Source organism: Escherichia sp. KS167_9B (genome assembly GCF_030295215.1).
GTDB classification, from domain to species: Bacteria; Pseudomonadota; Gammaproteobacteria; order Enterobacterales; family Enterobacteriaceae; genus Escherichia; species Escherichia coli_F.
In genome coordinates this window covers 2,116,424-2,129,818 of the sequence record NZ_AP025754.1, presented here as the reverse complement: position 1 = coordinate 2,129,818, position 13,395 = coordinate 2,116,424, and the positions used below count along the sequence as shown (strand labels likewise).

At 49.0% G+C, this 13,395-nt stretch carries 9 protein-coding genes, 1 other RNA gene and 2 pseudogenes; 3 read left to right on the top strand and 9 right to left on the bottom strand.

All coding sequences use genetic code 11. From position 1 onward, the window contains the following. Positions 1-4: 4 nt before the first annotated feature. From QUE34_RS10705 to QUE34_RS10685, 5 genes and pseudogenes are all read right to left on the bottom strand, one after another. On the bottom strand, positions 5-1,600 hold the full coding sequence (locus tag QUE34_RS10705) for an acyl CoA:acetate/3-ketoacid CoA transferase (protein WP_103253672.1): 1,596 nt from the start codon (positions 1,598-1,600) through the stop codon (positions 5-7). 144 nt (positions 1,601-1,744) lie between these two features. After that, positions 1,745-2,503 (bottom strand): type I 3-dehydroquinate dehydratase, encoded by a 759-nt coding sequence (gene aroD / locus QUE34_RS10700; protein ID WP_000860201.1) that lies wholly within the window; start codon positions 2,501-2,503, stop codon positions 1,745-1,747. 30 nt (positions 2,504-2,533) lie between these two features. Next, a complete protein-coding gene (gene ydiB, locus QUE34_RS10695; RefSeq protein ID WP_000383469.1) occupies positions 2,534-3,400 on the bottom strand; it encodes a quinate/shikimate dehydrogenase in 867 nt (288 codons plus the stop codon). An 11-nt stretch (positions 3,401-3,411) separates the two neighbouring features. Further along, a complete protein-coding gene (locus QUE34_RS10690; protein WP_032303145.1) occupies positions 3,412-4,677 on the bottom strand; it encodes an MFS transporter in 1,266 nt (421 codons plus the stop codon). Between the two features lie 226 nt (positions 4,678-4,903). Further along, positions 4,904-5,353, bottom strand: a pseudogene (locus QUE34_RS10685) (MFS transporter); the annotation flags it as partial. Between the two features lie 78 nt (positions 5,354-5,431). On the opposite strand from QUE34_RS10685, the gene QUE34_RS10680 reads away from it, so the two are divergent. After that, a protein-coding gene (locus tag QUE34_RS10680; protein WP_088895425.1) for an IS3-like element IS2 family transposase occupies positions 5,432-6,660 on the top strand; the annotation gives its coding sequence in 2 pieces (ribosomal slippage) (positions 5,432-5,747 and positions 5,747-6,660; 1,230 coding nt in all). On the opposite strand, the pseudogene QUE34_RS10675 reads toward QUE34_RS10680, so the two are convergent. The 4 genes and pseudogenes from QUE34_RS10675 to ydiK all read right to left on the bottom strand — a co-directional run. Further along, positions 6,645-7,454, bottom strand: a pseudogene (locus QUE34_RS10675) (MFS transporter); the annotation flags it as partial. The gene QUE34_RS10680 and the pseudogene QUE34_RS10675 overlap by 16 nt on opposite strands. Positions 7,455-7,552: 98 nt before the next feature. Further along, the gene (locus tag QUE34_RS10670) at positions 7,553-7,909 is read right to left on the bottom strand and encodes a YdiL family protein (RefSeq protein ID WP_001310864.1); all 357 of its coding nucleotides are present in this window, start codon (positions 7,907-7,909) and stop codon (positions 7,553-7,555) included. A 136-nt stretch (positions 7,910-8,045) separates the two neighbouring features. After that, positions 8,046-8,153: antisense sRNA RprA (rprA, locus tag QUE34_RS10665), an RNA gene on the bottom strand. A gap of 185 nt (positions 8,154-8,338) precedes the next feature. Then, positions 8,339-9,451: an AI-2E family transporter YdiK gene (gene ydiK, locus QUE34_RS10660; RefSeq protein WP_000248636.1), complete on the bottom strand. Its 1,113-nt coding sequence runs from the start codon at positions 9,449-9,451 to the stop codon at positions 8,339-8,341. Positions 9,452-9,836: 385 nt separating this feature from the next. Here ydiK and ydiJ point away from each other — a divergent pair, with 385 nt between their 5' ends. Then, positions 9,837-12,893 carry a D-2-hydroxyglutarate dehydrogenase YdiJ gene (gene ydiJ, locus QUE34_RS10655; RefSeq protein WP_103253674.1) on the top strand — a complete coding sequence of 1,019 codons (3,057 nt, stop codon included), beginning with the start codon at positions 9,837-9,839 and terminating at the stop codon, positions 12,891-12,893. Then, positions 12,890-13,300, top strand: a complete 411-nt coding sequence (gene menI, locus QUE34_RS10650; RefSeq protein ID WP_032184335.1) for a 1,4-dihydroxy-2-naphthoyl-CoA hydrolase — start codon at positions 12,890-12,892, stop codon at positions 13,298-13,300. The genes ydiJ and menI overlap by 4 nt, the downstream gene beginning before the upstream one ends. Positions 13,301-13,395: the final 95 nt, after the last annotated feature.

Sequence of the window (13,395 nt, the reverse complement as noted above, 5' to 3'; positions counted from 1 at the left end):
CCTGTTAATGAGCCGCTTCAGGCAGGACAAAACCCATCGCCGCATCGATAAATAATCTTTCGTCCATCAGTTTGAGTTCTGGCGAAATCACTGGGGTGAAATCCATTTTGTCGAGAATATCTTTTTGTAAATCGACGCCAGGAGCGATTTCGATTAAATGCAGGCCGTCTTCTTTTAGCGTGAATACGGCGCGCTCAGTGATATAACGAACATCCAGTCCTCGCTCGAGAGCGATTTTTCCGCTGAAAGTAATTTCCGGTAGTTCCCGAATAAATTTCTTCACCCGTCCTTCCTGGACGATATTTAATTTTCCGTCGGTAATTTCTGTTTTTAAACTGCCCGCAGTTAATGTGCTGCAGAAAACGATTTTCTTCGAAGTGGCACTGATATCAATAAATCCACCGGTGCCCATGATTTTACCATTGAATTTATGCACGCCGACGTTACCGTGCTGGTCGACTTCAGCAAAACTCAAATAACAAACATCCAGACCACCACCGTGATAAAAATCAAACTGGGACGTCATATCCAGAATGGCACGGGTATTCACGTTCGCGCCAAAGGCGATCCCCTGTGAAGTAATACCGCCAATTGGGCCTGTTTCTACCGTCAGAATAAAGTCATCAGCACAACCTTCTTCCCGGGCGACCAGGCCAATGCCGTCGGCAATACCGACGCCGACATTCCCCACCGCGCCTTTGCGCATTTCGAATAATGCGCGCCGCGCAACTAATTTACGTTGGTTTAGGGGTAGGCTAAGTTTGGTGCTGTCATCAAGGGTGAAGTCACCAGAAATAAAGCGGTTAACCGGCGCACCGCCATACAGTTGGGTTTGATCCGGATCGACTACCACAATATCCACCAGATAACCCGGAATACGGACAGATTTAGGATGCAGCGTGGCTTTCTTAACCATCTTCTGCACCTGCATCATCACAATACCGCCGTTATTGTGCACCGCCTGAGCAATAACCAATGCGTCGAGATACATCACCTCATCTTCAAAAGTGGCGTAGCCTTCACTGTCGCAGGTGGTAGCGCGAATGAAGGCGATATCTGGCGCTATCGCTTTGTAATAGAGATATTCTTTGTTATCAAACTCGACCAGTTTAATCAGGTCTTCTTTAGTGACTTCATTCAGTTTGCCGCCTTGCTGGCGTGGATCGACAAATGTTCCGATGCCAATATCACTAATAATACCAGGCTGGTGGGCTGCGGCGGCGCGTAAGGTTTGTGTAAGTACACCTTGTGGATAGTTATAAGCAATAATTTTATTTTGTTCTGCGAGATCAGAAATACGCGGCGATTGTCCCCAGTGACCGCATAATGCCCATTTCACCAGACCTTCTTGCGCCAGCGGACTAATACCACGGTCGGCGCGATCGCCAAGCCCTGTTGGACTAATAATCGATAAATTACGTGGTGTTTGAGTCTGTTTATATTTATCAGCAAGAGCAGTAATTAACGTGGTGGCTTCCAGAATACCGCCGCCAGCGCCTAACACACAAAGTGTTGCTTCGTCGGGAATATAATTCACCGCTTCCTGTGCCGACAGGACCGGCACTCGTCCATTAATACGAGGTGGTTTTACAGGTTTCATTGTTAATTCCTGATTCAGGTGTGATTTTCCCTACGCCAGATGGAGAATTAGAGCGCAGAGACTCACGAAATATTTTTATTAAATACGGTTGAATATATTTTTTTAGTTCGGCGGGGGAGGGTATTCCCGCCGAAATATTATTGCTTATGCCTGATGTAAAATAGTTAATACCGTGCGCAAATCATTTACCGAGATTTGCCCTGGCGCAGAGGCTTTTTTTACCGCACCAAAAGTTGCCGCCGAGCCAAATACTTCACCAGCCAGACGAGAAATTACGCCAGTTTTTGCCATTGACATCGTGATGATTGGACGATCGGCATACTGCTCCTGCATCTCCAGGGTCGCAGCAAGCAACGTCAGCACATCGCTGGTACTTTGCGGCATCAGCGCAATCTTAGGAATATCGGCATCGAAGGACTGCATTTTGCGCAGACGGGCAATGATTTCTTCGGCTTCCGGCGTTTTATGGAAGTCGTGGTTGGACATGACAACTTTCACATCATGCGCGTGGGCGTAGGCGACGGTTTCTTTAACCTGATCATCGCCGGTAAATAACTCCAGATCGATCATATCAACCAGGCCACTATCGATGGCTGCACGATTGAGTGCAATATAAGCCTCGGTGGAAATCGCCTGCTCGCCGCCTTCTTTGGCACTGCGGAAGGTAAACAGCAGTGGTTTTTCTGGCATGGTTTCACGGAGAATTTTTGCTGCCGCCATGACAGACTCCACATTGGAGAGGTCGGCATAGTGGTCCACACGCCATTCCAGAATATCAAAGTCCGCTTCACGATAGGCGAGAGCTTCGGATTTCACGCTGGCGATATCTTTCGCCATCAGCGAGACGATGATTTTAGGTGCGCCCGTACCAATGACGAGATCTTTTACAGTTACGGTTTTCATTTTTTACCCTTTCTGCACGCGGTCAGCCTGTCAGGCACCGAACCCCATGACCTGTTTAACATATTCCAGAGGGAAATCTTTGCCAGTCCATAACGTGAACTGTTCAGCCCCTTGCCACAACAACATGCCGTATCCATCAATCGTTTTGCAACCAGCTTGTTGCGCCTGCTGCAATAACTTCGTCATATGCGGGTTATACACGCATTCAGTGACCAGAAGTCCCGGATGTAACAGACTGATATCATTAACCAATGATTCATTCTCAAGGGGTTTCATACCCACTTTTGTGCCATTGGTTAAAATGTCGGCGGAAGCCAGGGCTTCAGCAAAGGCTTGCTGATCGGCGAGATCGGTAACCGTGACGACACAATCGGTGTTTTCGTTAACCCGCTGCGCGAAGGCGAGGGCTTTATCGAAGAACTCATCCCGACGGTTAAAGAGTTTAATTTCTTTTAAACCTTCAATTGCCCCCTGCGCGCCAATCGCCGTTGAGGCACCTCCGGCCCCTAACAGCACCATTGTTTTGCCTTTGATATCAAAACCGCTCTCTTTAATGGCGCGAATATGGCCCGTGCCGTCGGTGTTATAGCCACGCAGATAGCCATCATCATTAACGATGGTGTTGATGGCACCCACAAGTTTGGCCGCTGGTGTTAATTCATCAACATATTCACACGCCAGTTGTTTGTTCGGCATTGATACACCAGTTCCGCGCATTTTGAGGGCTTTTAATCCTTCAATTGCTCCGGGAAAACTATCGTTATCCACTTCAAAGGCCATATAGGTAAATGGCAATCCCGCTTTTTCTAAGGCTTTATTCTGCATTTCAGGCGATAAACTGTGGCGGATAGGATAGGCCATCAACCCAATCAATTCGTATTTTGCGGTAACATCCATAATTAACTCCTTTAACCTCTATGCTTAATTGTGTTTAACCGGGTGCTAAATTTACGCTCGCCAAACCGCACATCATTCTCAGGAATAATAAAAACGCGGTAATAGCGGATAAAAACAATAATTGCGGTAATCAGGGCCAGCAGCGCGAAAGTAAAATCGAGAACGATGATATATTGCAGGCCGATGTTCGACAGATAACCGGTAATCAGCGGAATAACAAAATTAGCCAATCCACCCATCATCATATAAATACTGGTGACTTTGGCTTTGCTTTTGGGGAAAAACTCTGACATGACCGAAACGCCGAGCTGTAAAATGCCGCCAGCTGCTGAGAAACCGATAACAAAGGCTCCGGCATTACACACCAGTGGAGAAGGGTACAGGTAGATAATGGCTGATGTTATTGTTGCCAGTGCAGAGTTAAATACATTAGCCCATATGGGCCGGACCATTTTTTTCAGTAGTGCGGCAAAAATAAAGACACAGACCAACGAGCCCATACTGTAATAAGAGATGGTTTTTAATGCCTCAGCTTCTGACATACCAGCAAAAGCCATCGCATATTTGGGCATCCACACCACAATCACATAAAAGGTCGAGAATGCAGCTACACCGAACAGTACCGATGAAACACCTTCCAGCCAGACTAACGGTTTGCTGTTCATTTGCGGTAATTCATTAGCTACGCTGGCGTCCACCAACTGGTTGGGGAATTTGCTTTTCAATAGCATCAGCGTGATCAGTACAAACAGAATACCCGGAATAATCAGCCCATAGCCGTACCAGATGTTATTGAGCAACATATAGCTCACCAGCATTGGGTAGAACATTTGTCCGAATGACACCATCGCTTTAACCAGTATGACCGCCGAACCAGAGGCTTTCGGAAAGCATTCCATGAGCGCAGGGTAGCCACCCGTATCCAGCGCTGAGTTAGCGATACCTACGCACACTGCCAGACAGTAGGCGAGAGTTAAATTCGGGCAAGCGGGAATACCAAAGAAGAATAGCAGATACATTATTACTGCCATTAATATCACCGCCCGACGACCAAACTTATCGGAGATCACACCGAAGAATAAAATACTGATCAATCGCCCCAAACCGATACCGGAAATTAAATAGGCAATGCCCGCGTTGTCAGTGGAAAACTTTTCTGCCAGAGATGACATATTTTGGGCAAGCGTTATAACACTAATGCCGTGCAGGAAATAGCTAAAGTAAATACAAAGAACAGCCAGGATAAATGGCGTGCTGAAAGCCTTATTTTGAGACATTTTCACAGCTCCTTGCTGAAAGATAATTTCGTTACCGTACGTATTGTTCTCCGACGGTTTACATAATTACTATACTGAAGATGATTTTCCCTGGGTACATGGCATAAAGTTTATGTTTCCAGGAATATTGCATGTCATAGTTTGTTTTTTATCGCGATTTTCCTTAGTTGGCGCAGAAAGAGTTATTTATCCGTAAGATCTTGCATGACCTGAAAAGAATATTGCATTACCCACCCGGAGCGACATTTTCCTTTAGCGAGTGATGCCACGTTTCTTTGCGGCTGCGTAAGCCGATAAACAGTGCCAGTAAAAAGCCGATGGCAGCGATGGCGGTATCGAACCACATAATATCGGCAATACTTCTTTGGGATAGATGAGCCGTAATCAACGGAATAGTAAAGGTCGCAATACTGCCCGCACTGTAATAGATCCCTGTAGCTTTACCTTTAGCGTAGGGGAAACGTTCAGCCATTAATGTCAGGCCAATTTGCACAACACCTCCAGCAGAGGTAAAACCAATGACAAAAGCAAATATTATCACCACATAAAATGTGGGATGCAGACAGACGGTAAACAGAGCAATAAATGAGATAAAGGTGTACAGCATGAGTAATGTTGTTGGGCGAACGGTATTACGAATGAGTGGAGCGGTAATAAATACACTAGACTGGCCCCCTGAATCTCCAGACAACCAGTATCACTTAAATAAGTGATAGTCTTAATACTAGTTTTTAGACTAGTCATTGGAGAACAGATGATTGATGTCTTAGGGCCGGAGAAACGCAGACGGCGTACCACACAGGAAAAGATCGCAATTGTTCAGCAGAGCTTTGAACCGGGGATGACGGTCTCCCTCGTTGCCCGGCAACATGGTGTAGCAGCCAGCCAGTTATTTCTCTGGCGTAAGCAATACCAGGAAGGAAGTCTTACTGCTGTCGCCGCCGGAGAACAGGTTGTTCCTGCCTCTGAACTTGCTGCCGCCATGAAGCAGATTAAAGAACTCCAGCGCCTGCTCGGCAAGAAAACGATGGAAAATGAACTCCTCAAAGAAGCCGTTGAATATGGACGGGCAAAAAAGTGGATAGCGCACGCGCCCTTATTGCCCGGGGATGGGGAGTAAGCTTAGTCAGCCGTTGTCTCCGGGTGTCGCGTGCGCAGTTGCACGTCATTCTCAGACGAACCGATGACTGGATGGATGGCCGCCGCAGTCGTCACACTGATGATACGGATGTGCTTCTCCGTATACACCATGTTATCGGAGAGCTGCCCACGTATGGTTATCGTCGGGTATGGGCGCTGCTTCGCAGACAGGCAGAACTTGATGGTATGCCTGCGATCAATGCCAAACGTGTTTACCGGATCATGCGCCAGAATGCGCTGTTGCTTGAGCGAAAACCTGCTGTACCGCCATCGAAACGGGCACATACAGGCAGAGTGGCCGTGAAAGAAAGCAATCAGCGATGGTGCTCTGACGGGTTCGAGTTCTGCTGTGATAACGGAGAGAGACTGCGTGTCACGTTCGCGCTGGACTGCTGTGATCGTGAGGCACTGCACTGGGCGGTGACTACTGGCGGCTTCAACAGTGAAACAGTACAGGACGTCATGCTGGGAGCGGTGGAACGCCGCTTCGGCAACGATCTTCCGTCGTCTCCAGTGGAGTGGCTGACGGATAATGGTTCATGCTACCGGGCTAATGAAACACGCCAGTTCGCCCGGATGTTGGGACTTGAACCGAAGAACACGGCGGTGCGGAGTCCGGAGAGTAACGGAATAGCAGAGAGCTTCGTGAAAACGATAAAGCGTGACTACATCAGTATCATGCCCAAACCAGACGGGTTAACGGCAGCAAAGAACCTTGCAGAGGCGTTCGAGCATTATAACGAATGGCATCCGCATAGTGCGCTGGGTTATCGCTCGCCACGGGAATATCTGCGGCAGCGGGCTTGTAATGGGTTAAGTGATAACAGATGTCTGGAAATATAGGGGCAAATCCATACACAAAGCAGCGAACCCACGGTGTAGATACTGAGTAGTTTGATCGACATAGTGTATGACATGCCTGCAACAAATTGTCCGTACTGTGCCAGCCACTGGCTAACCAGATAAAAGGTTGCCATTGAGATATAGCCATATAAGGTATAACTGGCTAAATCGATAATTGAACAGCGATGTTCCGTAGAGTTGGTGGCTTTCTCTATGACAGGTAAGCGACGACCCGGATGGGGTGGGAACGTACAACGGTATAAAAACAGAGCATTAATAAACATAATGCCTGCGGCAATCATAAAGGACCAGCCGAACCACAGTTCAGCCCACACTAACAGGCTGATGATTAGCGGTAATAAAAATTGCCCGCTGGAAACAAATGCTTTAATTAAAATATTAGCTGTACCCGGTGAACGTGGAAAAGCTTCCATCAAACTGGGATAGGTGCCTGCATCGAGAAAACTGTTTGCCATTCCCGCCAGAAAGCCCAAACCATAAGCGATAATGATGTTATTGGTGTGCAGGATGCCAAAAAAGAAGGCCATATAGCAGCACATCCCGAGCATGATAAAAGGGCGGCGACCAAAGCGATCGGATAATAATCCTGCAAAAAGCAAGACACTTAATCGACCAATACCCAGCGATGAGATAACTATTGAGACGCCTGCGGCATTAGTCTGCCAAAGCGTCTCCAGCGAGGCCATATTCAGGCTCATCAAAATGACGCCCATACCATGCACCAGGTAATTAAAATACAACCCAAGTGCGGTAGGGAAATAGGGATTTTTCATAGGTTCTACTTAGCAAAGGTGCTTTAAAAAGTGAAGCGATGTTGTGTCAGCATCCGTTCATTATTGTTATAACAACGACAATTCCTTTCTTTGGAAAATTAACAAAGGCGCTCCAGATCGTGTGCATATAATTCAGCGGCTACCGATTGATAGATCTTCCAGTCAATAAAATTGCCATCAGGGTAGACACGTTGAAACGCGGTTAAGTCAGGGAAAAAACGCATGGTGTTGTTGCCGATGCGGTTATTTATTTTCTCTATGATGGCATGAAGATGTTTTTTTCGTTGCTGTCGCATAGCCAACAGTTGCTCGACCACACGATCAGGAATGGCGCATTTGCCATTTTCCCACTGACGCCAGCTTTCACTGTCACCGGTCTGGGCAATCCAGGTCGCGCATTCATCAATAGTCATGGCAAAAATATGGCGAAGTGCCTGGAGTTCATAAGCGTTCATCGTGTAATGGCTGCATGAAATAAACAATAAAATATAAATAACATTATCAGCCTGCCGACGGCTTGAAGAGAGTCACAGTATCTTGTGCAACATTATTGGAAAGAGTGAGGGGGCGAGGTAGCGAAGCGGAAAAATGTTAAAAAAAAGCCCATCGTGGGAGATGGGCAAAGACTACACACAGCAATTCGTTGTTTCACTCAGGGGATTTCCATGCTTATAAATCAATATGTTGATTTATAACCGTGAGCTAATAGTAGGCATACGGACTTTTTGCGTCGATCAGATTCGTCTCATTAGTTTAAAAACTGTAAAGAATTTGCGACAGGTACTACCAGCTGAATGGCGGTAAGCAGGAAAATATAGTGAAGAGCAAGCAAATATCAATTAGCGGTGGTTAACAATCAGGCGGCAGAACCGCCTGATGAGAAATTACTTATTCGGTTTCTCGATTTCGCCAAGTTCTTCGAGAATTTCTTCCGGTTGATCCGTCGGCGGTGGGACCTCTTCCACCCACGCGGCAAACAGACGCCAGGAAACGGCTAACAGAACCGGACCAATAAACAGACCGATCATCCCGAAAGCAATCAAACCACCAATAACGCCAGAGAGGATCAGGATCAGCGGTAAATCGGCACCCATGCGAATTAACATTGGGCGGATGACGTTATCCAGCGTGCCAACCACACCGCTCCACACTAACAATACCGTTCCCCAGGTGGTATCGCCGGTCCAGTAGAGCCAGATAATCGCCGGAATCAGTACCGGCAATGGGCCAAGCTGGACAAGGCAGGAGAGGATCATTAACACCGTGAGCAACGTTGCATAAGGTACGCCGGATACCGCGAGGCCGATACCACCAAGCACTGCCTGTACTAACGCAGTCACCACAACACCCAGCGCCACTGCGCGGATAGCTTGTGCCGCTAGCAGCACGGCGGCATCTCCACGAACGCCTGCCAGACGGGTAGCAAAATGGCGAATGCCTTGCGCCACTTGTTCACCGCGCCAGTACAGCAGGGCGCTGAAGAGAAGCATCAGCGCACAATGCACCATAAAGCGCCCGATATGCGCCGCCTGCCCAACGAACCAGGTGGTGGTGGTGCCAATATAAGGACGGACTTTCGCCATGATCGCCGTACCCCCCATATCCAGCAAGTTGTGCCAGCCTGCATATAGCTTCGCGCCAATCACCGGAATGGTATTAAGCCACGCCAGATCGGGTAACGTCATGTCACCGCTGGAAATAGCTTTAATAAGCGGGCCGCTGCCATCGACAATACTGTTAACCAACAAGGCAATAGGGATGATAAACACCATCACTAATAACAGCGTCATCACCAGAACGGCGAGAGAGCGGCGGCCAAACATTATCTTTTGCAAACGTAACAATACCGGCCAGGTGGCGATAACCACCGTACCGGCCCATGCAAAGCCGAGAATAAAGGGTTGAACAATCCACAGACATGCCACAATCATGATGGCTAAAAACAGCACCGAAAGCAGAATTTGTGCGACATCCCTGGGCTGACGAACATTTACCATAACTACTTTTCACCTTTTTTGTGCGTCAAATCGTCGACGCGACGTGAACACGCGAAACTCACCTGCATAATGATGAGCAATTTCAGCGGTTTTTAACAGGCCGATTCTGCCCTTAATTCTGATGGGCGTGTTAGAAAAAAATGTGGTACAACAACTCAGGCAACACGCAAACGATTTACTCGTCGTATTTCAAATTGCATGTGCTGCGGCTACGTTCGTTCACCCCAGTCACTTACTTTGTAAGCTCCTGGAGTTCACTCGCTTGCCGCCTTCCTGCAACTCGAAATCCATAGAGTAAACAAACATCACCTTTCAGTGCGCTATTAGCAGCCTGAAAGAACAGTGTATCGTTCTACATCACAGACCGCAGGAAAGGGTCAATATAATGATTCCACAGATTTCCCAGGCACCCGGCGTCGTTCAATTGGTGCTTAATTTTTTGCAAGAGCTGGAGCAACAGGGTTTTACCGGCGATACGGCGACAAGTTATGCCGATCGTCTGACAATGTCGACCGACAACAGTATTTACCAACTTCTCCCCGATGCGGTGGTATTTCCGCGTTCAACCGCAGATGTGGCGCTGATCGCCCGTCTTGCCGCGCAGGAACGCTATTCATCGCTGATCTTTACCCCCCGCGGCGGCGGCACCGGCACTAACGGTCAGGCGCTCAACCAGGGGATTATTGTTGATATGTCCCGCCATATGAACCGCATCATCGAAATTAACCCTGAAGAGGGCTGGGTGCGCGTTGAGGCCGGGGTGATAAAAGATCAACTCAATCAGTACCTGAAACCATTCGGCTACTTTTTTGCGCCGGAACTTTCGACCAGCAACCGGGCAACGCTCGGTGGGATGATCAATACCGATGCATCCGGTCAGGGATCGCTGGTCTATGGCAAAACGTCAGATCACGTACTTGGCGTACGCGCGGTGTTGTTGGGGGGCGATATTCTCGATACGCAACCTTTACCCGTCGAACTGGCGGAAACGCTGGGTAAATCCAATACTACAATCGGGCGAATTTATAACACGGTTTATCAACGTTGCCGTCAGCAACGCCAGTTAATTATCGACAAATTCCCCAAACTTAACCGTTTTCTGACGGGTTACGATCTGCGTCATGTCTTTAACGATGAGATGACTGAGTTCGACCTGACGCGCATTCTGACGGGTTCAGAAGGGACGCTGGCCTTTATTACCGAAGCGCGGCTGGATATTACGCCCTTGCCTAAAGTGCGCCGTCTGGTGAACGTCAAATATGACTCTTTTGACTCCGCGCTGCGTAACGCGCCGTTTATGGTTGAGGCGCGGGCGCTTTCGGTAGAGACGGTAGACTCAAAAGTGCTGAATCTGGCGCGGGAAGATATTGTCTGGCATTCCGTCAGCGAGTTGATTACCGATGTGCCTGACAAAGAAATGCTCGGGCTGAACATTGTGGAATTTGCTGGTGATGATGAGACGCTGATTGATGAGCGGGTAAATGCACTCTGTGCGCGGTTGGATGAACTGATTGCCAGCCAACAGGCAGGTGTGATTGGCTGGCAGGTGTGCCGCGAACTGGCAGGTGTTGAGCGTATTTATGCCATGCGCAAAAAAGCCGTCGGCCTGCTCGGTAATGCCAAAGGAGCAGCCAAACCGATTCCGTTTGCTGAGGATACCTGCGTACCGCCGGAACATCTGGCGGATTATATTGCTGAATTTCGCGCGCTGCTCGACAGCCACGGCTTAAGCTACGGTATGTTCGGTCACGTCGACGCAGGTGTCTTGCACGTCCGTCCGGCACTGGATATGTGCGATCCGCAACAAGAGATTTTGATGAAGCAAATCTCTGATGATGTAGTGGCGTTGACTGCGAAATACGGTGGTTTGTTGTGGGGCGAACATGGTAAAGGTTTTCGTGCCGAATACAGCCCGGCGTTTTTCGGTGAGGAACTTTTTGCAGAACTGCGCAAAGTGAAAGCGGCATTTGACCCGCATAACCGACTCAACCCAGGGAAGATTTGCCCGCCAGAAGGTCTCGATGCGCCGATGATGAAAGTGGACGCGGTGAAGCGTGGCACATATGATCGACAGATCCCCATCGCGGTACGCCAGCAGTGGCGCGGGGCAATGGAGTGTAATGGCAACGGTTTATGCTTCAACTTTGATGCCCGCAGTCCGATGTGCCCGTCGATGAAGATTACTCAGAACCGGATTCATTCACCGAAAGGACGCGCAACGCTGGTGCGTGAGTGGCTGCGTTTGTTGGCAGATCGCGGCGTTGACCCACTCAAACTGGAACAAGAACTGCCTGAATCCGGAGTCAGTTTGCGGACGTTAATTGCCCGCACGCGCAATAGCTGGCATGCGAATAAAGGCGAATATGACTTCTCACACGAAGTCAAAGAGGCGATGTCGGGTTGCCTGGCCTGTAAAGCGTGTTCGACTCAGTGCCCCATCAAAATTGACGTGCCTGAGTTTCGTTCTCGCTTTCTGCAACTCTATCACACCCGTTATTTGCGCCCCCTGCGCGACCACCTCGTCGCCACGGTCGAGAGCTACGCACCGCTGATGGCTCGTGCACCGAAGACTTTTAACTTCTTCATTAACCAGCCGCTGGTGCGCAAACTCTCCGAAAAACATATCGGCATGGTTGATTTGCCGCTGCTGTCGGTTCCCTCGCTGCAACAACAAATGGTGGGGCATCGCTCGGCAAACATGACGCTGGAACAGCTTGAAGTTCTCAATGCAGAGCAGAAAGCGCGCACGGTGTTGGTGGTGCAGGACCCCTTTACCAGCTATTACGATGCGCAAGTGGTGGCGGATTTTGTCCGTCTGGTCGAAAAATTAGGTTTCCAGCCCGTGTTACTGCCATTTTCGCCGAATGGCAAAGCCCAGCATATCAAAGGCTTTCTTAATCGTTTTGCGAAGACGGCGAAAAAGACGGCGGATTTCCTCAACCGTGTGGCGAAGCTGGGGATGCCAATGGTGGGCGTCGATCCGGCGCTGGTACTTTGTTATCGCGATGAATATAAACTGGCGCTGGGCGAGGAACGTGGCGAGTTTAACGTCTTACTGGCGAATGAATGGCTGGCAAGCGCACTTGACTCACAGCCAGTGGCTACAGTCAGCGGTGAATCATGGTATTTCTTTGGTCACTGTACCGAGGTTACCGCTTTGCCGGGCGCGCCAGCACAATGGGCTGCGATATTTGCCCGTTTTGGCGCGAAACTGGAAAATGTCAGCGTGGGTTGCTGCGGCATGGCAGGGACTTACGGACATGAAGCGAAAAATCATAAAAACTCGCTCGGGATCTATGAGTTATCCTGGCATCAGGCGATGCAGCGACTGCCGCGTAACCGCTGTCTGGCGACCGGATATTCCTGTCGCGGCCAGGTAAAACGGGTTGAAGGCACGGGGGTACGCCATCCTGTGCAGGCTTTACTGGAGATTATTAAATGATATGGAAACGAAAAATCACCCTGGAAGCACTGAATGCAATGGGTGAAGGAAACATGGTGGGGTTGCTGGATATTCGCTTTGAACATATTGGTGATGACACCCTTGAAGCGACAATGCCAGTAGACTCGCGGACAAAGCAGCCTTTCGGGTTGCTGCATGGAGGGGCATCCGTGGTATTGGCCGAAAGTATCGGTTCCGTTGCCGGTTATTTATGTACCGAAGGTGAGCAAAAGGTGGTTGGTCTGGAAATCAATGCTAATCATGTTCGCTCGGCACGAGAAGGGCGGGTACGCGGCGTATGTAAACCGTTGCATCTCGGTTCACGTCATCAGGTTTGGCAGATAGAAATCCTCGATGAGAAAGGGCGTTTGTGCTGTTCGTCACGATTGACGACAGCCATTTTGTGACGTTGTCACCAGAAAAATGTGACGCATATTGCTTTTGGTCATTATCTGCACAGTAAACGGTGGTATACTGTGCAGGTCTTGTCTAAAAGCGAGGA

Excerpts from the sequence above, each read along its gene's own strand:
- menI (WP_032184335.1), top strand. The coding sequence starts at position 12,890 with ATGATATGGAAACGAAAAATCACCCTGGAAGCACTGAATGCAATGGGT.
- ydiJ (WP_103253674.1), top strand. The coding sequence starts at position 9,837 with ATGATTCCACAGATTTCCCAGGCACCCGGCGTCGTTCAATTGGTGCTT.
- QUE34_RS10705 (WP_103253672.1), bottom strand. The coding sequence starts at position 1,600 with ATGAAACCTGTAAAACCACCTCGTATTAATGGACGAGTGCCGGTCCTG.
- ydiB (WP_000383469.1), bottom strand. The coding sequence starts at position 3,400 with ATGGATGTTACCGCAAAATACGAATTGATTGGGTTGATGGCCTATCCT.
- ydiK (WP_000248636.1), bottom strand. The coding sequence starts at position 9,451 with ATGGTAAATGTTCGTCAGCCCAGGGATGTCGCACAAATTCTGCTTTCG.
- aroD (WP_000860201.1), bottom strand. The coding sequence starts at position 2,503 with ATGAAAACCGTAACTGTAAAAGATCTCGTCATTGGTACGGGCGCACCT.
- QUE34_RS10670 (WP_001310864.1), bottom strand. The coding sequence starts at position 7,909 with ATGAACGCTTATGAACTCCAGGCACTTCGCCATATTTTTGCCATGACT.
- QUE34_RS10690 (WP_032303145.1), bottom strand. The coding sequence starts at position 4,677 with ATGTCTCAAAATAAGGCTTTCAGCACGCCATTTATCCTGGCTGTTCTT.